Raw genomic sequence first — 25,646 nt, 5'->3', positions numbered from 1 at the left:
CCGAAACAAATTTTGTTTCGGCTTTTTAGAGCGAAAGACGAGGCTCGAACTCGCGACAACCAGCTTGGAAGGCTGGAGCTCTACCAACTGAGCTACTTTCGCATTAAATAATGAGTTGTTAATTGAATTAAAACTCTAAAAACGACTAGAAAATTCTAGCTTAGAGCGAAAGACGAGGCTCGAACTCGCGACAACCAGCTTGGAAGGCTGGAGCTCTACCAACTGAGCTACTTTCGCATTAAATAATGAGTTGTTAATTGAATAAAAACTCTAAGAACGACTAGAAAAATTCTAGCTTAGAGCGAAAGACGAGGCTCGAACTCGCGACAACCAGCTTGGAAGGCTGGAGCTCTACCAACTGAGCTACTTTCGCATTATTGAGGTGCAAATATAGGGAAACATTTCGTTTAATTGCAAATTTTCAAACCAAAAAAATGATATAAAATTCCGTTAATTTTGTAATTGTTTTAAAACTAAAAAGTTATATTTTGTATTTCTTTTGAATTAAAAGTCTTTTATTTGTCAGATATCGGAAATAGCTGTTGTTATTCATGCTATAGCTGATTGATTTATACCCTAATCAACATGAAACCATTTTACTTGATCCTATTTTTTTTATGTTGTACTAGCTGTAAGCACTATTTTGAAGAGCAATCGACTCCGGTGGTTACCTCAAGTTTAGCGCCTATACCTGACTTGAAAGTTGAGAACAATGCTATACCGTTCGATAGCTCTTTGGTCATGGCTACCAAAAATCAATCCTTAATTCAGTTTTACAGTGCTGCGGGGTTTTCTACAGTTTGGCAATCGGATAGTTTACGTGAAACAGTTCTTTCGATGATTAAAACATCAAATATTGATGGATTGGTACCAAATGATTATCAATGGAGTACTTTAGAATTATATGAAAAAAGACATGCTGATTTGACCGAAAAGGAATTAATTGAATATGATATTTTGATTACCTCAAATATTCAACAGTTGTTATCGCAATTAAAAAACGGTAAACTTGATCCTAAAATTGTCTATGATACTTGGGATTTAAAGAAAACTCCTTTTAATGTCAATCTGTTGTTGTCTGAGGCTTTTCAAAAAAAATCTTTCAAAGATTTAGTCGAAAAGTGCAGGCCTACTACTGAAGTCTATCATCAGTTACTCGAAGCGTTGAAAATTATTCGTCAATATGATGATCAAGAATTTGCACCAATAGTATATTCTAAAAATATTCAAGTTAATGATAATGTGGTTGAAATGAAAACCATTAAAAAAATTCTCAGGTATTGGGGAGATTTGAAAACAAGGGATTCGTTGACTTCAAAATACGATGGACAGACGTTAGCGGCAATTAAACGTTTTCAGGAACGTCATGGTTTAGTGCAAGATGGTGTAATTGGACAAGGTACTATTGAAGCATTGAATGTTTCAAAAGCGATTAGAGAAAAACAGATTATTGCTAATTTGGAAAGATGGAGATGGTTTGAAGCTTTACAGAACGAAGATGCTGTTTTTATAAATATTCCTGATTATAAATTGTGGGTGGTTGAAAATCAAGATACCACTTTGGTGCATAAAATTGTAGTTGGGACTTCAAAAAGGAAGACACCAATTTTAGATTCGTATTTAAGAACAATTGTATTGAATCCGACTTGGACGATACCTCCAACTATTTTAGTGGAAGACATTGTGCCGGCTATGTTAAAGAATAGGAATTATTTATTGAATAAAAATATCACCATATATAGTAGTACTAATGAAGTGGTTGCTCCCCATGCTTGGAATGCTACAAAACCGCATGCTTATCGCTATGTGCAAGGTCCAGGACCCGATAACACTTTGGGGGAAATGAAAATACTTTTTCCAAATCGTCACAGTATTTATTTGCACGATACCAATCATCGCAATTTGTTTGGTTTGAGCAATCGTTCGCTGAGTTCGGGATGTATAAGAGTGGAGAAACCGCTGGAATTGGCTGAATATTTTTTAAATCATTCAGAACAATGGCCCAAAGAAAAAATGGATTCAGTAGTAGCAACTAGAAAAACACACTATATCAAAATTGAAAAAAAATACAACCTTCATGTTTGGTATTGGACGGCTTGGAGCCAAAAAGGGCGGCTTTTTTTTAGAAAAGATATTTATGACTATGATTTAGCGTTGTATGATAGTTTACGACGTTAAGGCTTGATTGTTTTCTTCTTTTTTTCTTGACGGATGATAGATAAAGAGAAGTGATTTGTCTTTAATAGTGGTAATGATAGGCATATTGAGTTCCTTTGGTAAAGCAGGACATCCTAAACTTCTTCCCAATCGTTTGTTTTGTTTGATGAATTTATCTGAAACATAGTCAGCGCCGTGAATGACAATCGCTCTAGATCTAGCATTGCTATTGAGTCCTTCTTCTAAACCATCAAGTTTTAATGAAGCGCCATGTTTTCCTTGGTAGATTTCGCCAGTACTATAAAAACCTAGGCTGCTTTGGAAAGATGAATTTTGATTGGAGAATTTTGTTGCAAATTCATCGCCAGTATTCTTGCCATGCGCAACAAGTGAATGGTGTAAAATGGTATTGGTAGCCAAATCAATTACCCAAAGACGTTTGGTGTTCGCTGAAAGACTAAAATCAATTAGAGTAAGGATTTCTTTTTTGATTAATCCTTTTTCTTTTAAAGTGTAGTAGCCTTTTAGTCCTTCTGCAAAACTATCATAATTAGGTAATTCAAATTGGTTGGCATTTAAATTTTGATAGATCGATGCAATCATTGTGTGGGAGTCAGATCTATAGCTACTAGTTTTTTTGTTTTTATTAAGAAGAAAATTACTCTCTTTTACACTATTGGAATTAAAAGAAAAGCTATTGCCGAATAAATATAACAAGAGAAAAGCTACGTTGTAATACATTGTAAATCTTTTAGTTAGAAAGAATTGTCGTGGTCGCAAATATACTATGATTAAGCAATAAAACAATGCTAAAATGTATTTTGTCGGTAAAATTTAACACTTAGTCGATGTTGTATTTGGTTTTATTTAAGATAAAAGCGTAGTTTTTAGTTGTATTTGTGTTAAAATCCATACATTTACTCCAAATCAATTCGCTTTATGAGTAAAAAATACATTTTTATTCCTTTTTTGATGCTTTTAATAAATAGCACAATTTGGTCACAAAAAAAGTCACTACACACAAGTTTTATTAAAGAAACCATTAGTGTTGATGGAAAATTCAATGAAGAGGCTTGGAGTACAGCCGAAGCAGCTACTGATTTTGTGATGTTTGAACCCGACAATGGTAAGCCAATTAGTTCAAGTAAAAAAACAGAAGTCAAAATTCTTTATGATGATAATGCGATTTATATCGCTGCAACAATGTACGATGAAGATCCTTTGAAAATTCAGCGAGAAATTACTAATAGAGATGTTTTTGGGGTGTCGGACCATTTTGGTGTTTACATTAATGGCTTCAATGATGGGCAACAAGATTTTCGATTTTTTGTAAGTGCAGCTGGTGTTCAAATGGATTGTTTGGCTACAGAAGACTTTGAAGATTTTAGTTGGGATGCCATTTGGGATAGCAAAGTGTTACAAACCAGTTTTGGTTGGACGGTTGAAATGAAGATTCCATATGCAGCCTTGCGATTTTCTGCTGCCAAAAAGCAAACTTGGGGCATTAATTTTATGAGAGAGATAAAAAGAGATGTTCAAAAATACACTTGGAATTTAGTAGATGCTAGCATTGGAGCGGTTATTCCGCAAGCTGGAGTTTTGGAAGGGATTGAAAATATTGATACGCCCACGCGATTGTTTTTGATTCCTTATTCGTCTGCTTATTATCAGCATAACGATATTGGTTCTGAAACTACTTTTAAAGCTGGTTTAGATTTGAAATATGGTATCAATGATTCTTTTACTTTAGATGCTATTTTGGTTCCTGATTTTGGTCAAACTAAGTTCGATAATGCCATTTTAATCTTGGAGCCTTTTGAACAACAATTTCAAGAAAATAGACCTTTTTTTACCGAAGGGACGGATATGTTTACCAAGGGAAACTTGTTTTATTCCCGTCGAATTGGATTGGGATCCACGACAGAAGTAACGACCAAAGACAATGAAGTCATCGATAATTATCCCAATACTGTTGATTTGATCAATGCTGTTAAAATTTCTGGACGTACTAAAAAAGGGCTCGGAGTAGGTTTTTTGAATGCCGTTACCGAAAAAACTTTCGCCACCCTAAAAGACACGATCACTCAATTTAGAAGAAAAGAAATATTGGAACCTTTGACTAATTATAACGTATTGGTTTTTGACCAGCGTTTTAATCAAAATTCATCGGTTACCTTTATTAATACCAACACAACTCGAAACGGAAGTTTTAGAGATGCCAATGTTTCGGGATTGTTGTTTGATTTGAATACTCAAGCCAATAGTTATAATCTTTATGGTGATTTTAAATACAGTACCATTAATGATATTCAGGATTATAATGGTTTTAAAACGTCTTTAAATTTTGCAAAGACGAGTGGTAAATATCGTTATTTGCTTTCTGGTAAATATATTTCTGAAAACTATGATGTAAATGATTTGGGTATTATTTTCTTTACGAATTACCACGGTTTTTTAGCGAATGGTAGTTATAGAATTCTAAATCCAACACGGTATTTTAATACATTCAAAGTAGAACAAGAAGTGAATGTCGAGGTACAAAACACTTTTGGAAAATTACAAGAAGCGTGGTACAAAGCACTCATTAAAGGAACAAATTTGAATAATGATTATTTTGAATTTGCCTTTTTTGCTAATCCATTCGTTAATTATGATTTTTATGAGCCTCGTGAACACAATAGATATGTATTTATTCCCAAAAGAATGTCTTCCTATTTTGGTGTTGAGATGAATAGGAATCATGCGTTTACTATGGATGTTACCGTTTCTGGTGCTTGGTATGATGAAGAAGGCAGGCACAATTATGGTTTTTTTGCAAGTCCAAAATACCGTTTTAATGATAAATTTTCACTTGCCTATGCTTTGGATTATTTGAATAAAAAAAATGATCGTGGTTGGGTTGAAACAACAGATGATGCTATAGTTTTTGCAGAACGAAACAGAGAGTATTTCCAGCATGATTTTACCGGAAAATATGCTTTGAACGAAAAGATGACTCTTAATTTGACGGCAAGATATTATTGGTCCTATGCCAAGAATCATGATTTTTTTAGCTTACAAAATGATGGGCGACTTGTTACAAATACTACTTATGTTGAAAATAAAGATCGAAATTTTAATTCCTGGAATTTTGATTTTTCTTACAGTTGGTGGTTTGCTCCTGGTAGCCAATTGTCCTTTTTATATCGAAACTATGCCTTAGAAAGAACAAATCTTGTAGAGCGAGATTTTCCAACAAATTTTAAAAATGTTTGGAACAACAACTTGACGTCCATTTTATCTGTAAGCGTGCGTTATTTCATTGATTATAATACGGTAAAGAATAAATTTTAATATGTTTTCTTCATTTTTTGGGTTTTAAATAATTGATTCCTGTTTTTTTAAAAGGTTTTTTGCTAGAACTGTAACATTTTTTTCTTTTTTATGTCTATTAAGGAGCTGTTTCGTTTCGGCTTTTTAATCTATTCCTATGAAATCAATTGTACTGTTTTTTGTTTTGTTTTTTTCTTTTTTTGCTCATGGTCAAAAGAAGAGCATTGCTACTAAGTTGATTACGGAACCCATTACTGTTGATGGAAAAGTAGAGGAGAAGGTATGGGAAACGGTGCAGCCGGCCACGGATTTTATTATGTTTCAGCCAGATAACGGAAAGGCAGTAGCTCCTGAAAAACGTTCTGAAGTAAAAGTTTTGTTTGATAACAATGCCATTTATATTTCGGCTAAAATGTTCGATGATCAGCCTCAAAAAATTCTAAAGGAAATTTCTAAACGAGACGATTTTGGTACGGCTGATCTTTTTGGTGTTTTTATAAATGGCTATAATGATGGTCAACAAGATTTTCAATTTTTTGTCAATGCGGCCGATGGGCAAGCGGATTGTATTACTACGGATACTAATGGTGAAGATTATTCTTGGGATGCGGTTTGGGATAGCAAAGCGATTATTACAGATTTTGGTTGGACAGTTGAAATGCGTATTCCGTATGCTGCCTTACGTTTTTCGCCTGAGAAAATTCAAACTTGGGGGGTTAATTTCTTTAGAGAGATACGAAGAGATCGTCAAAAATATTCATGGAATTTTATCGATTCAAAACTGGGGACTTTTACTCAACAAAATGGCATACTGACCGGAATTGAAAATATTAAAACCCCTACACGACTTTTTTTATTACCTTATTCTTCGTTTTATTTAAATGCCAACGACCAACAAAAAACAAAAGGAACGTTGAAAGGAGGTTTGGATATCAAATACGGCATTAACGACGCATTTACACTTGATGCCATTTTAATTCCAGATTTTGGGCAAACCAAATACGATGATCAGATTTTAAATTTGGGTCCTTTTGAACAACAATTCAATGAAAATAGACCATTTTTCACCGAAGGGACTGACTTGTTTAGCAAAGGGAATTTATTATACTCCAGAAGAATTGGGGGTGCGCCAACCTTGTATCCAACCAAAGAAAAAGATGAGATTATTATCGATAACCCTGCCAGTGTAAATTTATTAAATGCTTTAAAAATATCGGGAAGAACCAAAGGAGGATTAGGAATTGGCGTGTTGAATGCAGTGACCGAAAAAACAAATTCAACCTTGCAAAACACTAAAACCGGTGCGATTCGAAGAGAATTAGTGGAGCCTTTGGCTAATTATAATGTATTGGTTTTGGATCAACGATTTCGTAAAAATTCATCAGTCACTTTTGTCAATACCAACGTAACTAGAAACGGAAGTTTTAGAGATGGAAATGTTTCGGCCCTAGTTTGGGATTTGAATACCAAAGCCAATACCTATAACTTGTCGGGTGATTTTAAATACAGTTATGTTAATGATGAAATAGTAAAAAAAGGCATAGCTACACAACTTAATTTTGCCGAAACTTCAGGGAATTATCGCTATAGTTTGGGGACAGATTTATACACCAAAGACTTTGATAATAACGATCTAGGGATTAATTTTCAAACCAATTATTATAGTTTTTACGGAAATGCGAATTATAGAATTTTAAATCCGACCAAAAACTTCAATGGATTTCGAGTGAATTATAATAATTTCCTCCAATTCAATAAAGAAACAGGGCAGGTGCAAGGCAATAACATCAATATAAACACCAATATCGAAACCAAAAAGAATAATTCATATGGTCTTGGCATTGTTTTTAATCCCTTTGAAAATTATGATTATTATGAACCTCGTCAGTCAGGTCGATATGTCATCACCCCTACGAGTTATGGCTTTTGGGCATACTATTCTCGTAATTACAACTACAAATTTGCCTTTGATATTAATCCAGAGTATTTTCGTTCAGATGAACCTGGAAGAGATTTTATCGGCGTGACTGTGAGCCCAAGATATCGTTTTAATGATAAAATGGCGGTAGTGTATGATTTTGGATTTTCAAGACGAAATAATAATAAAGGGTATATTGATAAAGTTGAGAATACGATTGACGCTTCTTTAGATAAAATGATTCTTTTTGCTAATCGAAATGTAGTTACTTATTCTCATAATATTTCTGGGAAATATTCCATAAATAGTCAGGTTAATTTTAATTTATTGGTGAGACAATATTGGTCTTATGCAGAAAACAAAAACATACTTCAACTAGCTCCCAATGGAAGATTGGTTGAATTTATGGGGTATAATCTGAATAAGAATTCAAGTTTTTATTCTTGGAATATGGACTTGTCTTGTTCTTGGTGGTTTGCACCCGGAAGTCAGGTTTCGTTTTTGTATCGCAACAGTTCGGCTAATTTTGAGAACCTTATCAATAAAAATTATAGCGATAATCTGAATACCATTTTAACCAATGAGAAATTGCAACACACTTTATCGATCAGTGTACGCTATTTTATTGATTATAATGAAGCGAAGAATTTGTTTATAAAAAGTTAAAATCGAAATTTTAGGGTCTTTTTTGTGAATTTTTATCACCTACATCGATTGAAATGAAAAAGCGAATTTTAGAATCCTTTTTCGGCGCTTCAAAATTCTTTATATTTGATAAAAAAATAATTATGAACAAGAAAGTTATCCTTATGATACTTGATGGATGGGGGAAATCTCCTGATCCTAAGGTGTCTGCAATAGACAATGCCAATGTACCTTTTATCAATAGTCTTTACGAAAAATATCCTAGTGCACAACTTAGAACCGATGGTTTAAATGTTGGTTTGCCAGAGGGGCAAATGGGGAATAGTGAAGTGGGACACATGAATTTGGGTGCTGGTAGAATTGTATATCAAGATTTGGCAAAAATCAATTTGGCTGTGGCAAATCATACTTTAGCTAAAGAATCTGTTTTAGTTGATGCCTTTACTTATGCTAAAGAAAACAACAAAAAAGTACATTTCTTAGGATTAGTTTCTGATGGTGGAGTGCATTCACATACTTCACATTTAAGAGGATTAATTGAAGCATCACAAACTTATGGTTTGCAAGATGTTTTTGTGCATGCTTTTACTGACGGACGTGATGTAGATCCAAAATCAGGAAAACAATACATTCAAGATTTACAAGATTTCATGGCGCCAACAACAGCTAAATTAGCGTCGGTTGTAGGTAGATATTATGCTATGGATCGTGATAAAAGATGGGAGCGTGTAAAGTTAGCCTATGATTTAGTTGTAAATGGAACAGGAACGGCTACTCAAAATCCAGTGGCAGCAATTGAAGAAAGCTATGCTAAAGATGTGACGGATGAATTTATAGATCCTTTGGTTGTTGTAGACGAAGCAGGTCAACCATTGGCTAAAATAGAAGAAGATGACGTAGTTATTTTCTTTAACTTCAGAACAGACAGAGGACGTGAATTGACAGAAGCTTTATCGCAAAAAGATTTTCATGAGCAAAATATGCACAAATTGTCTTTGTATTATGTTACTTTGACCAATTACGATGAAACGTATGAAAATGTGAAAGTGGTGTACAACAAAGACAACATCACTGAAACTTTGGGTGAGGTTTTAGAAAAAGCCAATAAAAAACAAATTCGTATTGCTGAAACAGAAAAATATCCACATGTTACGTTCTTTTTCTCAGGAGGAAGAGAAGTTCCTTTTGAGGGCGAAACACGTATCTTAAGAAATTCTCCAAAAGTAGCCACTTATGATTTGAAACCAGAAATGAGTGCTTATGAATTGAAAGATGCTTTGGTTCCTGAATTGCATAAAGGTGAGGTAGATTTCGTTTGTTTGAATTTTGCCAACGGTGATATGGTTGGGCATACAGGAGTAATGAGCGCTGCCATCCAAGCCTGTGAAGCAGTTGATGCTTGTGTGAAAGAAGTGATTGAAGCGGCTTTAGCTAATGATTATACTACTATTGTAATTGCGGATCACGGTAACTGTGAAACGATGATCAATCCTGATGGAAGTCCAAACACAGCTCACACGACAAATCCAGTGCCTATTATTTTAGTGGATAAGGATTTGAAAAACATCAATGATGGTGTGTTAGGGGATATTGCTCCAACCATTTTAGAATTGATGGGTGTTGAGAAACCTGAAGTTATGACTAGTCATTCTTTGTTGTAAGACAATATTTTAAAATAGGAAACCCCAAAATCTAATGATTTTGGGGTTTGTTTTTTTGTGCAAGTAAAGAAAATTACAAGAACATTTTTGAAATTTTTTCTGCTTTTTTGCTTTCACTGTAATCGTAGAATCCTTCGCCCGATTTTACGCCTAACTTTCCAGCGCGCACCATATTGACCAATAGCGGGCAAGGAGCGTATTTTGGGTTTTTGAATCCTTCGTACATTACATTTAAAATGGCTAAACACACATCCAAGCCAATAAAATCAGCTAACTGTAATGGTCCCATTGGATGTCCCATACCAAGTTTCATTACCGTATCTATTTCGTAAACACCTGCTACTTTATTGTACAATGTTTCTATTGCTTCATTTAGCATAGGCATCAAAATTCGGTTCGCCACAAAACCAGGATAATCGTTTACTTCAACAGGAACTTTTCCTAGTTTTTCAGACAATTTCATGATTATTTCGGTAACCTCATCAGAAGTGTTGTATCCTCTAATGATTTCAACTAATTTCATAATAGGCACCGGATTCATAAAATGCATACCGATAACACGCTCTGGATGACTTACCACAGCTCCAATTTGTGTGATGGAAATTGATGAGGTATTAGTCGCTAAAATGGTATTGTGGGAACAAACTTCATTTAATTGTTTGAAGATATTCAGTTTTAAATCTACGTTTTCTGTAGCGGCTTCTACTACTAAATCTACACCAACTACTCCGTCTTTGATATCCGTATACGTAATGATATTGGTAATGGTTTTGGCTTTGTCTTCTTCTGTAATGCTGCCTTTGCTTACCATTCGGTCCAAATTGGCAGCGATGGTAGCCATTCCTTTATCTAATGCTTTTTCAGAAACATCAATTAATTTTACTGTAAATCCGCTTTGTGCGAAAGTGTGGGCAATTCCGTTGCCCATGGTGCCAGAACCTATGACAGCTATTGTTTTCATAATTAAATGGTTGGATTAAAATTGAAATACTTACCTAAGTCTTCCTTTATGATTTCGTATTCGTATTCATTGATATAATTATTGGTATATAACCAAAGATATCTTTCGTATTGGACATTGTAAGGAAGCACCGTATCAATTACAAAATATTTTTTTCGAAAACAGTCTTTTTGTTTGTTGTAAATCAATTCTATAAACTGATCAACTTCGGTAGCATTTTTTTTTGTATATATAAAATACAAAAGCTTGGATGCATCTAAATGTTTTTCATCATGTCCGTCAAAAAAGGCTTTAATGATTGCTATAAATACAAGAGAAATTGTTAAAAGAGTACTCTGTAAGAACATATTTCCTAATTTATAATTATCAATAATGAAATAACTCAGAAGTAAAAAATTTAAAATAAATGAGAATAGAGAAATTAAAAAGAATCCGTCTTCCTTTGATTTAGTTACAAAATGAGTTTTCTTAATTTCTTCGAGAGGAACATTATATTTTAATTTATGTTTTGAAGTTTTTAAATCAACTATAATTTCCTCCTCAATAATTTCAAAGGATTGTTTTTGGTTCCTGAATTTAATTTCTAATTTGTTTTCCATTCAAGCTTACTGCTTATTAAAACAATCGATAATTTGATAGGCTACACTTAGGGCTTCTGTTGCTTGCTCTAAGGTAACAACAGGAGTCGTATTGTTGTTGATGGCGTCTGCGAAGGAATTTAATTCGTCTAAGATGGCGTTGTTTTGGGCGACATCAGGATTAGAAAAATAGATTTGCTTTTTTACGCCTTCTGCATTTTGTAATATCATATCGAAATCACCTGGGACTTCTGGTGCATCTTTCATTTTTACTACCTCACATCTTTTTTCTAGAAAGTCAACCGAGATATACGCGTCTTTTTGAAAGAATCTTGATTTGCGCATGTTTTTCATCGAAATACGGCTGGCGGTTAGATTGGCCACGCAACCATTTTCAAATTCAATTCTTGCATTGGCAATATCGGGAGTTTCGCTAATGACAGATACACCACTTGCGCTTACGTTTTTGACTTTCGACTGTACTACACTTAAAATAGCATCAATATCGTGTATCATCAAATCCAAGACTACAGGCACATCGGTTCCGCGAGGATTGAATTCGGCCAAACGGTGGGCTTCAATAAACATGGGGTTTTCAATCATGTTTTTAGTTGCGATAAATGCTGGATTGAAGCGTTCTACATGCCCCACTTGACCTTTTACATTATACTCTTTGGCTAAGGCGATAATCTCTAGAGCTTCTTCAACTGTATTTGAAATGGGTTTTTCTATAAAAACGTGTTTGCCTGACTTAATGGCTACTTTGGCGCATTTAAAGTGAGACAAGGTAGGGGTTACAATATCGACCACATCTACAGCATGAATTAGAGAGGCTATAGTTTTGAATTGTTTGTAACCAAATTCTTTTTCTATCTTTTGGCCATTTTCAAGGTTTTCATCATAAAAACCTACTAATTCATATTTTTCTGACTGTTGCAGTAAACGCAAATGTATCTTTCCTAAGTGACCAGCACCTAATACTCCAATTTTTAGCATAAGAATGTTCTTTTTACAAAAATAGCAATTTAATGAGAATTACCAATGGTAATCTATCTAAATCCTACTGATAAAAGTTGGTTAATTGTACTTTTAATTGGTTTTATTTTCCATTTGGAATTTGAATTTTTAGTTTATTTTTGCCGAAATAATTATAAACAACATTGAAAGATACTGCTAAACATCAAGGACTTAGAAATCAATTGGTTACTCTTTTAAAAGAAAAAGGAATTACGGATATGGCTGTATTAGAGGCTATCGGAAAAATACCAAGACACCTTTTTTTAGATTCTAGTTTTGAGGCGTATGCTTATCAAGATAAGGCATTTCCAATTGGTGCTGATCAAACCATTTCTCAGCCCTACACGGTTGCTTTTCAGTCTCAATTATTGGAAGTAAAAAAAGAAGATAAAGTACTTGAAATAGGAACAGGTTCTGGGTATCAAACGGCAGTATTATGTGCTTTAGGAGCTAAAGTGTATAGCGTAGAACGCCAAAGTGAATTGTTTAAAAAAACGTCTGTTTTGTTCCGAAAATTAGGAATCAGACCTAAGCATGTGTCTTTTGGTGATGGTTACAAGGGGTTGCCATTACACGCACCATTTGATAGTATTATTGTTACAGCAGGAGCACCATTTATTCCTAAGCCTTTGATGGCTCAACTAAAAATAGGAGGAAGGTTAGTTATTCCTTTGGGAGAAGAAGTTCAAATTATGACTTTGCTCATTAGGAAAAATGCTACGCAATTTGAAAAACATGAGTTTGGAGAATTTCGTTTTGTTCCTTTGCTAGAAGATAAAAATTAGATAAAAAAAGCGGTTAGATTTTTCACTAACCGTTTTTTTTTATTTTTTAATGACCGTTTTGTCTTTGATCATTTGACCATAAAGTGTTTTCATTATTTCGTCTACTTTAAGCCCTAAGTCTGATGCGTTAGAAGATTTTGTAGTTCCTGTCCAAATTAATTTGTTTTGATTTAAGGAAAAGATATTGGTTTCTACCATATAATAGGTGTTTTCTTGGTAGTATCCAGGAGTATAAAAATTAGGCGAATACATTCCGTACCAATTGCCAAAACCATAGCCGTAGATACCAGAATACATGCCATTAAAGCCACCATAAAAAAGAGAAGTGTTAGTACCTGGAACATAATTGGTCTCTTTTTCTTTGCTCACCAAGCGCATGGTAAGTACCCCATCAAAATTCTCATCTTTAAGGATTTTGAGTTTTTGTTCTTTGCTTAATTCTAAATTTGTTCCATTCAAATATTGAAAAGAAGTCACAAATACTGGATTGGAGGAAGAGATTCGGTTTTCAGTTACTCGGCGAGTAGCTTCGTCTTTGACTAATGCAACAACTAGTATTTTTTTGAAATGTTGTTGTTCAATAGTTGTTGTCGGATCGCTCCAACTGTTAACAATGGCAGTATTGGTTCCACAACTGAAAAAAGTTAATGCGAGTAAGGATAATAATAGTTTTTTCAAAATCATTTTTTTAAGGTTAGTATAGTAAAAATAATGATTTTAACTTTGAAAATTACAAAAGAATAGTGAAATTAAAAAGCCTTCTTAATCCGATCCAAATCACGTTTGGTGTCTTGTTCTTTGAGTGATTCCCTTTTGTCGTATGTTTTTTTACCTCTGCAAAGGCCAATTTGTAGTTTTGCCATTCCTTTTTCATTGGTGAACATTTTTAAGGGCACAATGGTTAAACCTTTGGCTTGTACACTTCTTGCTAAGGATTTTAATTCTCGTTTATTCAGTAATAATTTGCGTTCACTTCTGGCTTTGTGATTGAATTGGTTTCCAAAGGCATATTCTTCAATATAGGTATTGATAGCGAATAGTTCATTGTTGTTAAATTCACAAAAACTTTCAGTAATATTGGCTTTACCCAAACGAATGGATTTTATCTCGGTGCCTGCCAAAACAATTCCAGCAGTAAAAGTTTCGATTATTTCATAATCAAAACGCGCTCTTTTATTAAGTATGTTGACTGTTTTTTGCATAGGTCAGCAAATTTAGGTACAAATTAATGAAAGCACAATTCTTTTTACAAAAATGCTATACATTTGCCTTATGGAAAATAAAAAATCAAACGATCCATTACACGGTATCACCCTTCAAAAGATGGTAGAGCAATTAGTCGGTTTATACGGATTTGATACTTTGAGCGAATTGATAAAAATAAAGTGCTTTACAAATAATCCAAGTATCAAGTCCAGCTTAACCTTTTTACGAAAAACAGATTGGGCTCGCAAACAAGTAGAAGAGTTGTATATACGATCGCTCTCTAAGTTTTAATTTAATTTATAAGAGAGCATTAGTCCACCACGATACGGCAACCACTCGCCACTTTTGTTCCAATCTTTAGCCTTTTCATAGCGTCCGGGTGTGCCATCATTGTAATATCCTTTATAAAAACCTTGATGCCAACCACCGCCAACAAATGCATCTAAGACAATCTTGTCAGAGATTTTAAAGTTATATCCAATGGTAGCTCCTAATCGATAGCCAAATCCTTCTTCGTATTTATTAGTGTTCCAATAATTCCATTTCTGAATTTTATAAATATCAGGTCCTGCGTGTCCACCAAAATACCAGCCGTTATATTTTTCTTTAAAGTGATAACGAACCTCTGGAGTAAAAGTGTAAAATTGCATAGGATGATGACCATCAAAAGATTTCCAGAATGAAGCCATTACATCAAAATTAAATGTCAATTTTTTTCCAATGCTTGTTTCAATCCCAATATTTGGAACGCCAACTAAAGCTGTTGCACCATTAAATTTGACGTATGTTTGGCCAAAACTTGTTGTGACTACTAATAATAAAAGAAATGCAATTGTTTTTTTCATGTTTGTTTAATTTACGGTAAAGGTAAATCTATTTTTGGGAAAATTCTGAGCCGAATATGGATTAATGATAACCAAGCATTGGTTTTTTAAATATAAAAAAAGCAACACTTGGTATTTCAATTGGTTAAAACGTATACTTTCCTCCCAAATAAAAATTTCGTCCTCCAGCATTTATTCCAGAAGCAAAAGTTCTGTATTGTGTGTCCAATAAGTTTTCTATACCAGAAAAGAGGGTAAGATTATTTATTAATTTATACGCTCCTTTCAAATTATAGGTTTCCCAAGCAGGCATTCCGTTGGCTGGCGCATATTGTAAATTATCTTCTCCACTTGGAGAATACTCTTTTAGTCTTTTTTTGCCATTGTATAAAACATAGGTATCCACCATCCACTTATCGGCTTCATAACTCAAGCCTACTTTTCCATAGGTTGGAGCTATATGGTCTAACGGAAAGCGGCCTGAATTGTTTTCAACTCTTCCGTTGGTGTAATTGAAGTTACCATACAAAAGCAATTTTGGAAACAAATACCATTTTAGAGAAGTGGAAAGCCCTACAATTTCCCCTTTTCCTTGATTTTGATTCGCGTAGATTTGACTTAATTGTCCTTCATAAATGAGACTATTTTGTCCATTGAGTTCAAAAGGTGAGGTCACGATAGCATCATACAAACGAGTATAAAAGAAGGTGTTTTCTAGTTGAAACCGTTTGCCTTCCCAAAAGGTGATTCCCATATCAGCAGTGACAGATTGTTCTGGTTTTATGTTTTGATTGGGAACAATGACTCTTCCGGGAATGGATTCGAAAATTTTAGCCAAATCATCAATATTCGGTACTCGAAAAGCAGAGGCTAAATTGAATGCTAATTTCAAATTCTTACTAGGGTTATGAGCAATTCCAATAGCTCCGCTGTAGGTAAAACTTTCTTGTTTTACAGTGGTGTAAGGAAGTTTGAAAAAATTAGTATTTGCTTCGCTATTCAATTGTGTATAACCACCTCTAAAGCTAGTATTGAATGTTGTCAAATCAGTAATGTCATTATTGAAATAAGCAAATGCTTCGGCTCTAAGTGTATTGTTTTTTCCATCAGGATAACGGGAATCTGTAACGGATTCCGCGCCAGTTAAGATGTTTTTTCGAATTCCTTTTGATTGTAAATCATCATAATAAAAGTCGGCACCGTATACCAAATCTCCATTGCCAATTTTAGTTTTAAAATCAGAAGTCAAAGCATACACATTTACTTTTTCAATTCTAGAAGTTTGATTGGCGCTACCAAAACTTCTGGTAATCCTGCTTTCTTCTACTTTTTGATAACTAGCGTTCAAATTCAAGGTTGTGGAGCCAAAAATGTCTTTTTTTACAAGTTTATAGGCTGATAAAAATCTGTCTTGTGGACCGTAATTCCAAACAGCCGACCTTAATTTCCCTGATGTATTCGTGTCCGTCAAACGGTCGTATCTTGGAATATCAGAAGTAGTGGAATATTGAATATTCAATTGATGTTTAGTAGATTCGTTTTGCTTAAAAACTACTTTTTGCATAAAATCATATTGGGAGTAGCCAGAGAATTTCTGAATGTATTTATTTGTGTTAGCCACTTGAGTGTCTACTTCGTTATTGGTTACTACATAAAAAGGGCGTTCTCCAAAGAAAGCATTGTTACCATTTTTGTTTTTTCCCATTCTTAAATCTCCAAATTCATTATAAGAAAAAGAGGTTAGGCTCGCCCATCGATTGCCAGCATAATTAAAATCAAAATGACCAGATTTGCCTTCGTTTACAGTGCTATAAGAAGACAATACGTTTCCAGAAAACTTTTTATTGTCATTTTCGTCAAGTAAACGGGGGTTTTTGGTTTGAAGAAAAATAGCTCCACCCATTGCATCACTTCCATAGACGGTAGAAGAAGGACCAAAGAGCACATCAATGTTATCGAGCATATTTTTATCAACGGTGATAATATTTTGCAAATGACCAGCTCGATAAATAAGGTTGTTCATTCGGATTCCGTCTACAAGTAATAGAATTCTACTGGATTCAAATCCTCTAATAATTGGACTTCCGCCACCTTGTTGTGATTTTTGAACTGCCAATGTTCCAGAATTCGCAAGTGCATCAGAGCTGGTTTGAAAATTTTGAAACTCGATTTGCTTTTTGGACAGCGTTTCTAATTGCTGTGTCATTTTCTTTTTAGGTTGTGCAAAACGTCTAGCGCTAACCACTAGTTCGTTTAATTCAACGGCATTCACGCTATCTTTTGTTACTTGCGAAAAGCCCATAAAAGAGCATAGACAAAACAAGGTGATGATAACTTGTTTCATTTTTTTACTTGTTCAATATACTATATACCACCGCATCAATAAATTTACCGTCAAAGTATTCATTTTCTTTAAAATGTGCTTCTTTAACGAAACCACATTTTTGTAAAACTTTCTGAGAAGCTTCATTTTCAGGGTCAATAACCCCTTCAATAGAATGTAATTTCATTCTAGTGAAGCCATAATCTACTACGCATTGAACTGCTTCTGTAGTAATTCCTTTTCCATGATATTCAGGTAAAATCATATACCCAACTTCGGCTCTATAATGTTCAGGTTTGATGCGATAATGTCCAATGAGTCCGATCATAGTGTTATTTCCTTTTAAGGTAATTGCCCAATTGATGCCTTCGTTGGTTTCAATTTTATCATCAATCATTTTAAAGTGTGCCAAAGCCTCTTCTTCATTGGTTACTAATGGTCTCGGGATGTATTTCATAGTTTCTGGATTCGAACGCAAGGCAAATATCTCATTGATATCATCGGTAGAAACCCTTCTTAAGATGAGTCTTTCGGTTTCTAAATTCGGAAAAGGAGAGAAGTTGATGGTTAACATTTTATTTAATTTAAAGGAGCGTTATTGTATAATTTGACTGAAAAAAAGAATTTGGCTCGACCAATTGAATGCCCTCTTTTTCAATAATTTTTCCTGAATTATTTGGTGTGTCTGAATAACCAAACCAAGGTTCAATACAAATAAAAGGAGCATTTACTGGAGTCCAAACGCCAAGATCTGGAAAATCGGTATAATCTACTTTGAGTATGGGTTGGTTTTCTTCTAAAATTGTTACTGATTTTGAAGGTATATTTTTGAACACCAAAGCATCATTTTCAAATAACGGATACTCCAAATTCAATTGTTGATTTGGGATTTCTATGGTTTTCGTTTGATTTGAAATCAAGCCCTCCTCCAGTAAATGATAGGTTAGTGAATTTGAAGTATCAAATTGTAAACTATATTTTTCAAAAGCTTTGGGTAAGGCAAAGGCAGGATGTCCACCTATAGAAAACGGAAGCACAGTATTCGAAGTGTTGATGACTTTGTATCCTAAATGTAATGAACTACCAATTAAGGTATAGCTCAATTGAAGTTCAAACGAGAACGGATATTTTTTTAATGTTTCTTCATTGGATTGTAATGAAAAAAGAACACTATCTTCTTTTTTGTCAATTACTTCAAAGGTTAATTCGCGAGCAAAACCATGGCGTGGTAGAGAATAAGAGGCTTCTTCGTATTCAAAGGAATTGTTTTTTAATGAGCCTACTATTGGGAATAAAATAGGGGAGTGTTTTCCCCAATGTTTTGGGTTGCCTTCCCAAATGAATTCTTTGTTGTTTGTATCTTTTAAAGAAAATAATTCGGCACCCAATGTTTTGAATTGAGCAGTAATTTTTGAATTGCTTATAGAAATGGTAGTCACGATGTTTATTTTTAATAATGAGGTGTAAATATATTGATATTACAATACATGTAGAAATAGATGGCTAGAAACCTTAAGAATTATCTTAATTTATATATTTTTAGTAGTGAAAACTATTATTTTTTCATTTAATTTGTGTTCATACTAATAAAAACATGCACATTATGAAAGCAAATTGGATTTCATGCTTGGGGCTCTTTTTCGGGGTTTTATCCGTTTTTGGGCAGCAACCTACATCATCTGAAAGCAAAAGCACCGTATCAAAATACGATTATCATGATACGTTTGGTCCTAATTTTTATACTAAAAACGGAACGCCTACCCGCTCAGCTAGTGGTCAGCCAGGCCCTGAGTATTGGCAAAATCGGGCGGATTATCAGTTGAAGGTAAAATTGAATGACGCTACCAATGAAGTGGTGGGGACGGATGAAATTACATACACCAACAACAGTCCAGATAAGTTAGAGTTTTTGTGGTTGAACTTAGAACAAAATTTATTCAAAGAAGATTCTAGAGGTGCCGCGCTTGTTCCGTTAACAGGAAGTAGAAATGGAGGCCAAGGACAAGTTTTTGATGGAGGTTTTAAAATCAAATCCGTTAAAGCTATTTCAGGAAAAGCTAAAACAGCAACCGACGTAAAATTTGTAATTACTGATACTCGAATGCAAGTTTTTCTGCCGGAAGCTCTTACAGCTAAAGGAGGAAGTGTCAAATTAGTTATTGAATTTTCTTTTATAGCTCCCAATGAAGGTTCGGATAGAATGGGCGTTTTGGGAACCAAAAATGGAAAAATTTTTACCATGGCGCAGTGGTATCCAAGAATGTGTGTGTACGATGATGTGAGAGGGTGGAATGTTCATCCTTACCTTGGTGCTTCAGAATTTTACTTAGGATACGGTAATTTTGATGTTAAAATTACTGCACCCGCGAATCATTTTGTAGTATGTTCAGGTGAGTTGTTGAACCCAGCAGAAGTGTATACTGCAGAGCAATTCAAACAATACAAAACAGCATTAACCAGTGATAAAACCATAGTCATTCGTTCCGAAGCCGAGGTGAATGCAACCGCAAAAAACACCACAACTGCTACGAAAACGTGGCATTATCAAATTAAAAATTCCCGCGATGTTTCTTGGGCTTCGTCAGCTGCATTTATTTTAGATGGCGCAAAAATCAATTTACCGAGTGGAAAAAAAGCCTTGGCATTATCTGCTTATCCAGTAGAATCTGCTGGAAATGCAGCTTGGGGACGCTCAACAGAGTATGTAAAAGGTTCGATAGAGCATTACTCTAAAAAATGGTTAGAATATCCTTATCCAGTTGCTACAAATGTAGCGGGTAACGAAGGCGGAATGGAATATCCAGGGATTGTTTTTTGTAGTTGGGAATCCAAAGGTAAAGATTTATGGGGCGTTACAGACCATGAGTTTGGACACATTTGGTTTCCAATGATTGTTGGTTCTAACGAACGTTTGTTTGCTTGGATGGACGAAGGGTTTAACACTTTTATCAATTCATTAAGTGGAGCTGAATTTAATAAAGGTGAATTCAAGGACAGACCAAATGATTTGCATGCTATAAGTGAAATGTTGACCAGTCCGAAATTAGAACCAGTTATGAGTTCTCCGGATAATATGAAAGAAAAGAACATTGGTATCCTTTGTTATTTTAAACCCAGTGAAGGTTTAGTGATTTTGAGAGAACAAGTATTGGGGGCCGAACGTTTTGATGCCGCTTTTAAAAAGTATATCGAAAGATGGGCTTTTAAACATCCTACACCAGATGATTTTTTTAGAACAATGGAGAATGTTTCTGGCGAAGATTTGAATTGGTTTTGGCGAGCATGGTTTCAAAACAATTGGCGTTTGGATCAAAGTGTGAATAGTGTAAAATACGTGAAAAATGAGCCTAAGAACGGAGCAATCATTACGATCGAAAACCTTGAAAAAATGGCGATGCCTATTGTAATTGATGTAAAAACAAAAAGTGGTAAAGTGACACGAGTGAAATTGCCAGTCGAAATTTGGCAGCGCAATAAAGAATGGTCATTTCAGCACAATTCAACTGAGGAAATTGAAAGTGTTGTGATAGATCCAGATTACGTTTTTCCTGATTCTAATACTGCTAATAATATTTGGAATGCAAGTTCAGGTACAATTGAAAAAGATGTGATTTTGGATGGTTATTTGGGTAAATTCTCTACTAAAGCAGCTCCTTTAAAAATTGAGTTTACACAAAAAAACAGTGTCCTATTTGCTGAAATTACCGATTATCCAAAATTTGGTTTATCTCAGATAGGAAAAGATACATTTGAGTCTAAAGAAGCGGGTGTTACGTTTCAATTTAATGAAGCTAAAACGGGAGTGGATATGATCATCAGTCCAACAGAAAAAATTGCTTTTACAAGAGAGTAAAAGGCTTTGATATTACAAAAAAAGACTTGTAGTATGTGGTGTACTGCATGTCTTTTTTTGTATTAAAAAAAAATATTAAACATAAATCCAGCAAGCATCATTCCAATACCGATGGTGCAATAAAAGGTAATGATCAACTTTTTTTTCATTACTTTTTTAAGCAGTAAGGTTTCGGGTATGGATAAACCAATGGCTCCCATCATAAATGCAATTCCAGTTCCCAATGGTACTCCTTTACTAACCAACGATTCTAAAACAGGCAAAACTCCTACGGCATCAATATAAAGTGGAATACCCGCCAAAACTGCAATAGGTACTGCAAAAACATTGGATTTTGATAAATAACTTTCAAAGAAGGATTGCGGTACATATCCGTGAATAAAAGAACCAATAGCGATGCCGATAAATACATATACCACTAGTTTTTTCAAGGTTTGAATGGCTTCTGTGTTAATTTCAGGAAGACGTTGAAGAAGCGTTCTATTGTTTTCTTCTTGTGATAACTGAAAGGAGTTGGGGGTTTTTAACCAATCGGCTACATGTTTAGCCATTCCTAATTTTTCTAATACGATACCTCCAACAACACCTAAAACGATTCCGGTTATAATGTATATCACGGCCACTTTCCAACCATAGGTTACCCAAAATAGTGCAATTGCAATTTCATTCACTAATGGAGATGTGATCAAAAATGAAAGTGTTATTCCAAAAGGTATTCTTGCTTTAAGCATTCCAACAAAAAGCGGTATAGAAGAACAAGAACAAAATGGAGTAATGGCCCCCAAAGTTGATGCTGCTAGATTCCCAATCCCCGTTTTTTTATTTTTTTCTAAATAAATCCGAATACTATCTAATGGCAAATAATTGGTTACAATGCCCATAAGGTAGGTAACCAGAAGCACCAAAATTGAAATTTCGCTAAAAGTGATAATGAAATAATGTAAAGCAGCACCAAATTTATCGGTACCGCTAAGTCCCAAGCAATTATAAACCAATAAATCGGCCAAATAGGTGAGGAGTTGTGCTAAGGTTTCCATTTTACAAGGTATTATAGAATGGATATTAGTAACTCTTCACTATTTATTTTTTTGTAATCATAAACTTTTCCTTTGATAACTAAAGAAGGAAAAGTCATTGTTCCAAAAGCCATAGTTTCTTGTAAATCGGATAACTCGGTGATCGAAATATCAAGATTGTTTTTTTCTGCAATTGCTGTTAATTGTTCTTTAATTGGTGATTTAGTACCACAGCATGACGAATGTAAAATTTTGATTTCAGTACTCATAGTATTGTTTTTTAAGATTAAACTCTACTATGTAGTCTTTGAAATAAAGCAAAAGACACATTTTTTTTGAAAAAAAAAATATTTTTTTACTTCAGCTTTAAAATCATTCAAGTGATTTTGAACGGTAGTGCAGTTTTTTTTAACAGTGCAAGTGACAAAGTTGCCATTCGCATCATATACAATATCACAACTGTCAACAAAGAGTTCTCGCAATTGGATTCTTGCCCTTTGAATTCTCATTTTTGCCGCTGAAAGAGTTATATTCAGTTTTTTGGCGATTTCGATTTGAGGGATTTTGTCAATATCACTCCAATACAAAGGTTCAGCATATTTTTTAGGAAGTAATTGAATCATCGGTATAATGTAATCATATACCGATAATTCAAATGCTTGTGCGTTTTTGTCCAGAAGGATTTCATCAATCTCGATACTGTCGATGCTATTCTTGTTGAAATAATCGTGAATCGTATTTCTTGCTACTTGAAACAACCAAGCCTTTAAATTGGCAATGGCTCTATTTTTTTGATGCGATTCAATGAGTTGTAGCATCACTTCTTGAACGATGTCTTCAGCCACCGTTGGATTTTGTACTTTCTTAAGAATATAATTTTTTAGAAAAGAATAAAATTCATCTACTACTTCATTGATATTGCAGCATTCGTTTTTCATCTTTTTAAAGTAAAAAATTACTCAGGAATTTGTTGACTCAAGCAATGTAAAGTTCCAAATCCCCAAATAAAATCGATGGCGCTAATGCCAATGATTTCTCTATCAGGGAAACATTCTGAAAGAATATTCAAAGCTACTCTGTCATTTGCATCATTGAAAGTAGGTACTAAAACACAGTTATTTAAAATCAAAAAATTAGCATAACTCGCAGGTAAACGCAATCCATCAAAATCAATGCGTTTCGGCATAGGTAAAGTAACAATTACAGGTGCTTGACCGTTTTCTAGTTTCGCATTTTGCAAACGTTTTAAGTTGTCTTGCAAAGGTTTGTAATTGCTGTCTTCTGGATTAGTCTCTATAATGGTGACAATAGTGTCCTCATTTACAAATCGGCATAAATCATCGATGTGTCCGTGTGTATCATCACCTTCGATACCATCTCCTAGCCAAATGACATTGGTAATGCCTAAGTACTCTTTAAAAACGGTTTCATAATCTTCTTTGGTAAAGCTTTCATTACGCACCTGAATCGTAGGATGCATTAAGCATTCTTCTGAAGTTAACAAGGTACCACGTCCGTTTACATCAATAGCACCACCTTCTACAATTACGGGCTTTCCTTTGTAGGTAACTTGAGTTAAGGAAAGTTGTAAATGTTCAGCGACTTTACTCGGTACGTGTTTATCTAAATTGATGTTTTTGTACTTTGCCCAACCGTTAAAATTGAAATTCAAGGCTTCTCTTTGATTACCATTCTTCACAATGATTGGACCAGAATCACGCATCCAACTTCTATTGGTTTTATGAATGATGAAGGATATCTGCTCTAAATTTACGGTAGCCATTGTTAGCAATTCAGTGACTTTCTCTTGTTGTTTTTCATCGGCAACTACTAAAAAAACAGTTTCGTAGGTGGCTACTTTTTTGATGAATTCTACGAAAGCCCATTGTACCGCTTCGTATTTTCCAGGCCAGTCTTTTCCGTTATGTGGAAAACATAATAGGATTCCTTGTTGTTTTTCCCATTCTGCGGGAAATCTTCTTGAGGTTGTAGTCATCTTTAGTCTATTGCTCTTTTAGTAATATCCCCAAAAGCATCGATTCGTCTGTCTCTGAAAAACGGCCAATTCTGACGTACGTTTTCTTGTAAATCCAAATCAACTTCAGCAATTAGTATTTCTTCTTTATCGTGTGAAGCTTGTGCTAAAATTTCGCCTTGTGGTCCTGCAATAAATGACGAACCCCAGAATTCAATTCCAGCTGTTCCTTCGATGTATTGTTCCAAACCAATACGGTTGGCTGCGGCTACATACACACCATTGGCTACCGCGTGACCTTTCATCACATTCATCCAAGCGCCGTGTTGGTTTTCGCCATATTGTTCTTTTTCTAAAGGATGCCATCCAATTGCGGTTGGGTAAAACAACACTTCAGCTCCTTGCAAAGCAGTTAGTCTTGCGCCTTCTGGATACCATTGGTCCCAACATATTAAGGTTCCAATTTTTCCTTTTTGAGTAGGGAATGCTTTGAAACCAATATCGCCTGGCGTAAAGTAGAACTTTTCATAGAAATGCGGATCGTCTGGAATGTGCATTTTGCGATACAGTCCTGCTTCGGTTCCATCGGTATCAATGATGTAAGCACTGTTGTGGTAAATTCCCGCCATTCTCTTTTCGAAGAAAGGAACAATGATTACCACGCCTAATTCTTTGGCTAATGCCGAAAAAGCGATAAATGAAGTACTGTACAATGGTTCTGCCAAGGCAAAATTATCCACGTCTTCACTTTGACAAAAATAATGACTGCTATATAATTCTGGTAACGAAATAACCTCTGCGCCTTGTTTTGCTGCCTCTCGAACCCAGTGTAAACATTTTTTTAAGTTGTTTTCAGCAACATCGTTGAGGTTTAATTGAATAACCGCTATTTTGTATTTTTTATTAGGCATAACTTAAAATTTAGAGTGCAAAAGTAGTTATTTTTTCTAAAGAGTTCTAATGAGGTAAAATGAAAGTTTGGTTTGTAATCAAGCTATCATTGGTTTTGTTGAAGTGCAATTGTAAATAGAATTCTTTTTTTTATTGAGGATTAAATGCTCCAAAATGCCAAAGAATACCAGAAGGATCGTGTAAAAAACATTCCTTTCCCCAGTCGAGATGGCGAATAGGGACTAATTTGGCAGTAGGATACTTTTTCGTCAGGTGTAATGCTACTAATGATTCCCAAAATTCTTCTACATTTTCAACCTCCATAAAAACCATAGTATTGTCAATCCAGTCTTTTACATAAGCATCTTGTAGGTAGAAACCAAAATTTTCGGTACTGAAATAACTCATATTGCTAGAAAGAATACTTTCATTAAAACCTAGCTCTTTATAAAACTGTCTAGATTCCGCGAAGTTTTTAGATCCTATAAATGGGCGGATGGATTTGGTTTTGAATTGCATTTTTT

General features: G+C 34.6%; 23 protein-coding genes and 3 tRNA genes. 7 read left to right on the top strand and 19 right to left on the bottom strand.

Annotated features, from left to right (window positions below; genetic code table 11):
• Positions 1-29: 29 nt before the first annotated feature.
• The 3 genes from AO58_RS0105845 to AO58_RS0105835 form a co-directional block, all read right to left on the bottom strand.
• A tRNA-Gly gene (locus AO58_RS0105845) sits at positions 30-102 on the bottom strand.
• 62 nt (positions 103-164) lie between these two features.
• Positions 165-237: transfer RNA gene (locus AO58_RS0105840), tRNA-Gly, on the bottom strand.
• Positions 238-300: 63 nt separating this feature from the next.
• Positions 301-373, bottom strand: a tRNA-Gly gene (locus tag AO58_RS0105835).
• Between the two features lie 212 nt (positions 374-585).
• Between AO58_RS0105835 and AO58_RS0105830 the strand changes: the two genes are divergently transcribed.
• Entirely contained in the window at positions 586-2,178 is a 1,593-nt protein-coding gene (locus AO58_RS0105830) for a L,D-transpeptidase family protein (RefSeq protein ID WP_024980806.1), read from the top strand.
• On the opposite strand, the gene AO58_RS0105825 is transcribed toward AO58_RS0105830, so the two are convergent.
• Positions 2,167-2,898 carry a murein L,D-transpeptidase catalytic domain family protein gene (locus AO58_RS0105825; protein WP_024980805.1) on the bottom strand — a complete coding sequence of 244 codons (732 nt, stop codon included), beginning with the start codon at positions 2,896-2,898 and terminating at the stop codon, positions 2,167-2,169. The two genes, AO58_RS0105830 and AO58_RS0105825, sit on opposite strands and share 12 nt — an antisense overlap.
• A 198-nt stretch (positions 2,899-3,096) precedes the next feature.
• On the opposite strand from AO58_RS0105825, the gene AO58_RS0105820 reads away from it, so the two are divergent.
• From AO58_RS0105820 to gpmI, 3 genes are all read left to right on the top strand, one after another.
• A complete protein-coding gene (locus AO58_RS0105820; protein WP_024980804.1) occupies positions 3,097-5,490 on the top strand; it encodes a DUF5916 domain-containing protein in 2,394 nt (797 codons plus the stop codon).
• Between the two features lie 136 nt (positions 5,491-5,626).
• Positions 5,627-8,053 (top strand): DUF5916 domain-containing protein, encoded by a 2,427-nt coding sequence (locus AO58_RS0105815; protein WP_024980803.1) that lies wholly within the window; start codon positions 5,627-5,629, stop codon positions 8,051-8,053.
• Between the two features lie 122 nt (positions 8,054-8,175).
• Entirely contained in the window at positions 8,176-9,693 is a 1,518-nt protein-coding gene (gpmI, locus tag AO58_RS0105810) for a 2,3-bisphosphoglycerate-independent phosphoglycerate mutase (RefSeq protein WP_024980802.1), read from the top strand.
• Between the two features lie 73 nt (positions 9,694-9,766).
• Here the strand turns inward: gpmI and AO58_RS0105805 are convergent, their stop codons facing one another.
• Genes AO58_RS0105805 through AO58_RS0105795 form a run of 3 tightly spaced genes read right to left on the bottom strand, consistent with a single transcriptional unit; the run spans position 9,767 to position 12,228 of the window.
• On the bottom strand, positions 9,767-10,654 hold the full coding sequence (locus AO58_RS0105805; protein ID WP_024980801.1) for a 3-hydroxyacyl-CoA dehydrogenase family protein: 888 nt from the start codon (positions 10,652-10,654) through the stop codon (positions 9,767-9,769).
• A 2-nt stretch (positions 10,655-10,656) separates the two neighbouring features.
• Positions 10,657-11,253 carry a hypothetical protein gene (locus AO58_RS0105800; RefSeq protein WP_024980800.1) on the bottom strand — a complete coding sequence of 199 codons (597 nt, stop codon included), beginning with the start codon at positions 11,251-11,253 and terminating at the stop codon, positions 10,657-10,659.
• A 6-nt stretch (positions 11,254-11,259) separates the two neighbouring features.
• Positions 11,260-12,228 (bottom strand): Gfo/Idh/MocA family oxidoreductase, encoded by a 969-nt coding sequence (locus tag AO58_RS0105795; RefSeq protein WP_024980799.1) that lies wholly within the window; start codon positions 12,226-12,228, stop codon positions 11,260-11,262.
• 164 nt (positions 12,229-12,392) lie between these two features.
• On the opposite strand from AO58_RS0105795, the gene AO58_RS0105785 reads away from it, so the two are divergent.
• Positions 12,393-13,034: a protein-L-isoaspartate(D-aspartate) O-methyltransferase gene (locus tag AO58_RS0105785; RefSeq protein ID WP_024980798.1), complete on the top strand. Its 642-nt coding sequence runs from the start codon at positions 12,393-12,395 to the stop codon at positions 13,032-13,034.
• Between the two features lie 39 nt (positions 13,035-13,073).
• Here the strand turns inward: AO58_RS0105785 and AO58_RS0105780 are convergent, their stop codons facing one another.
• Entirely contained in the window at positions 13,074-13,718 is a 645-nt protein-coding gene (locus AO58_RS0105780) for a hypothetical protein (RefSeq protein WP_024980797.1), read from the bottom strand.
• A gap of 65 nt (positions 13,719-13,783) precedes the next feature.
• A complete protein-coding gene (gene smpB, locus AO58_RS0105775; protein ID WP_024980796.1) occupies positions 13,784-14,236 on the bottom strand; it encodes an SsrA-binding protein SmpB in 453 nt (150 codons plus the stop codon).
• Positions 14,237-14,306: 70 nt separating this feature from the next.
• Between smpB and AO58_RS0105770 the strand changes: the two genes are divergently transcribed.
• A complete protein-coding gene (locus tag AO58_RS0105770) occupies positions 14,307-14,531 on the top strand; it encodes a VF530 family protein (protein ID WP_024980795.1) in 225 nt (74 codons plus the stop codon).
• Here AO58_RS0105770 and AO58_RS0105765 read toward each other — a convergent pair.
• The 4 genes from AO58_RS0105765 to AO58_RS0105750 form a co-directional block, all read right to left on the bottom strand.
• Positions 14,528-15,085, bottom strand: coding sequence for a DUF3575 domain-containing protein (locus AO58_RS0105765; protein ID WP_024980794.1), 558 nt, complete (start codon positions 15,083-15,085; stop codon positions 14,528-14,530). The two genes, AO58_RS0105770 and AO58_RS0105765, sit on opposite strands and share 4 nt — an antisense overlap.
• Positions 15,086-15,209: 124 nt before the next feature.
• Entirely contained in the window at positions 15,210-17,408 is a 2,199-nt protein-coding gene (locus AO58_RS0105760; RefSeq protein WP_024980793.1) for a TonB-dependent receptor plug domain-containing protein, read from the bottom strand.
• A gap of 4 nt (positions 17,409-17,412) precedes the next feature.
• Positions 17,413-17,961 carry a GNAT family N-acetyltransferase gene (locus AO58_RS0105755; RefSeq protein ID WP_024980792.1) on the bottom strand — a complete coding sequence of 183 codons (549 nt, stop codon included), beginning with the start codon at positions 17,959-17,961 and terminating at the stop codon, positions 17,413-17,415.
• Between the two features lie 10 nt (positions 17,962-17,971).
• Positions 17,972-18,826, bottom strand: coding sequence for an aldose 1-epimerase family protein (locus AO58_RS0105750; protein ID WP_024980791.1), 855 nt, complete (start codon positions 18,824-18,826; stop codon positions 17,972-17,974).
• A gap of 155 nt (positions 18,827-18,981) precedes the next feature.
• Here AO58_RS0105750 and AO58_RS0105745 point away from each other — a divergent pair, with 155 nt between their 5' ends.
• The gene (locus AO58_RS0105745) at positions 18,982-21,240 is read left to right on the top strand and encodes a M1 family metallopeptidase (RefSeq protein WP_024980790.1); all 2,259 of its coding nucleotides are present in this window, start codon (positions 18,982-18,984) and stop codon (positions 21,238-21,240) included.
• A gap of 62 nt (positions 21,241-21,302) precedes the next feature.
• Here the strand turns inward: AO58_RS0105745 and AO58_RS0105740 are convergent, their stop codons facing one another.
• The 6 genes from AO58_RS0105740 to AO58_RS0105715 all read right to left on the bottom strand — a co-directional run bounded on the left by AO58_RS0105740 (position 21,303) and on the right by AO58_RS0105715 (position 25,641).
• Positions 21,303-22,277, bottom strand: coding sequence for a permease (locus tag AO58_RS0105740; protein WP_024980789.1), 975 nt, complete (start codon positions 22,275-22,277; stop codon positions 21,303-21,305).
• Positions 22,278-22,288: 11 nt separating this feature from the next.
• On the bottom strand, positions 22,289-22,525 hold the full coding sequence (locus tag AO58_RS0105735; RefSeq protein ID WP_024980788.1) for a thioredoxin family protein: 237 nt from the start codon (positions 22,523-22,525) through the stop codon (positions 22,289-22,291).
• Positions 22,526-22,552: 27 nt separating this feature from the next.
• On the bottom strand, positions 22,553-23,194 hold the full coding sequence (locus tag AO58_RS0105730) for a sigma-70 family RNA polymerase sigma factor (RefSeq protein ID WP_024980787.1): 642 nt from the start codon (positions 23,192-23,194) through the stop codon (positions 22,553-22,555).
• Between the two features lie 17 nt (positions 23,195-23,211).
• On the bottom strand, positions 23,212-24,252 hold the full coding sequence (locus AO58_RS0105725) for an agmatine deiminase family protein (protein ID WP_024980786.1): 1,041 nt from the start codon (positions 24,250-24,252) through the stop codon (positions 23,212-23,214).
• A gap of 2 nt (positions 24,253-24,254) precedes the next feature.
• Positions 24,255-25,142 carry a carbon-nitrogen hydrolase gene (locus tag AO58_RS0105720; protein ID WP_024980785.1) on the bottom strand — a complete coding sequence of 296 codons (888 nt, stop codon included), beginning with the start codon at positions 25,140-25,142 and terminating at the stop codon, positions 24,255-24,257.
• A 130-nt stretch (positions 25,143-25,272) separates the two neighbouring features.
• Positions 25,273-25,641: a VOC family protein gene (locus tag AO58_RS0105715; protein ID WP_024980784.1), complete on the bottom strand. Its 369-nt coding sequence runs from the start codon at positions 25,639-25,641 to the stop codon at positions 25,273-25,275.
• Positions 25,642-25,646: the final 5 nt, after the last annotated feature.

It is taken from the genome of Flavobacterium succinicans LMG 10402 (assembly GCF_000611675.1).
GTDB classification, from domain to species: domain Bacteria; phylum Bacteroidota; class Bacteroidia; order Flavobacteriales; family Flavobacteriaceae; genus Flavobacterium; species Flavobacterium succinicans.
Note: the sequence above shows the minus strand (reverse complement) of the source record. Positions and strands in the feature narration are given on the sequence as shown.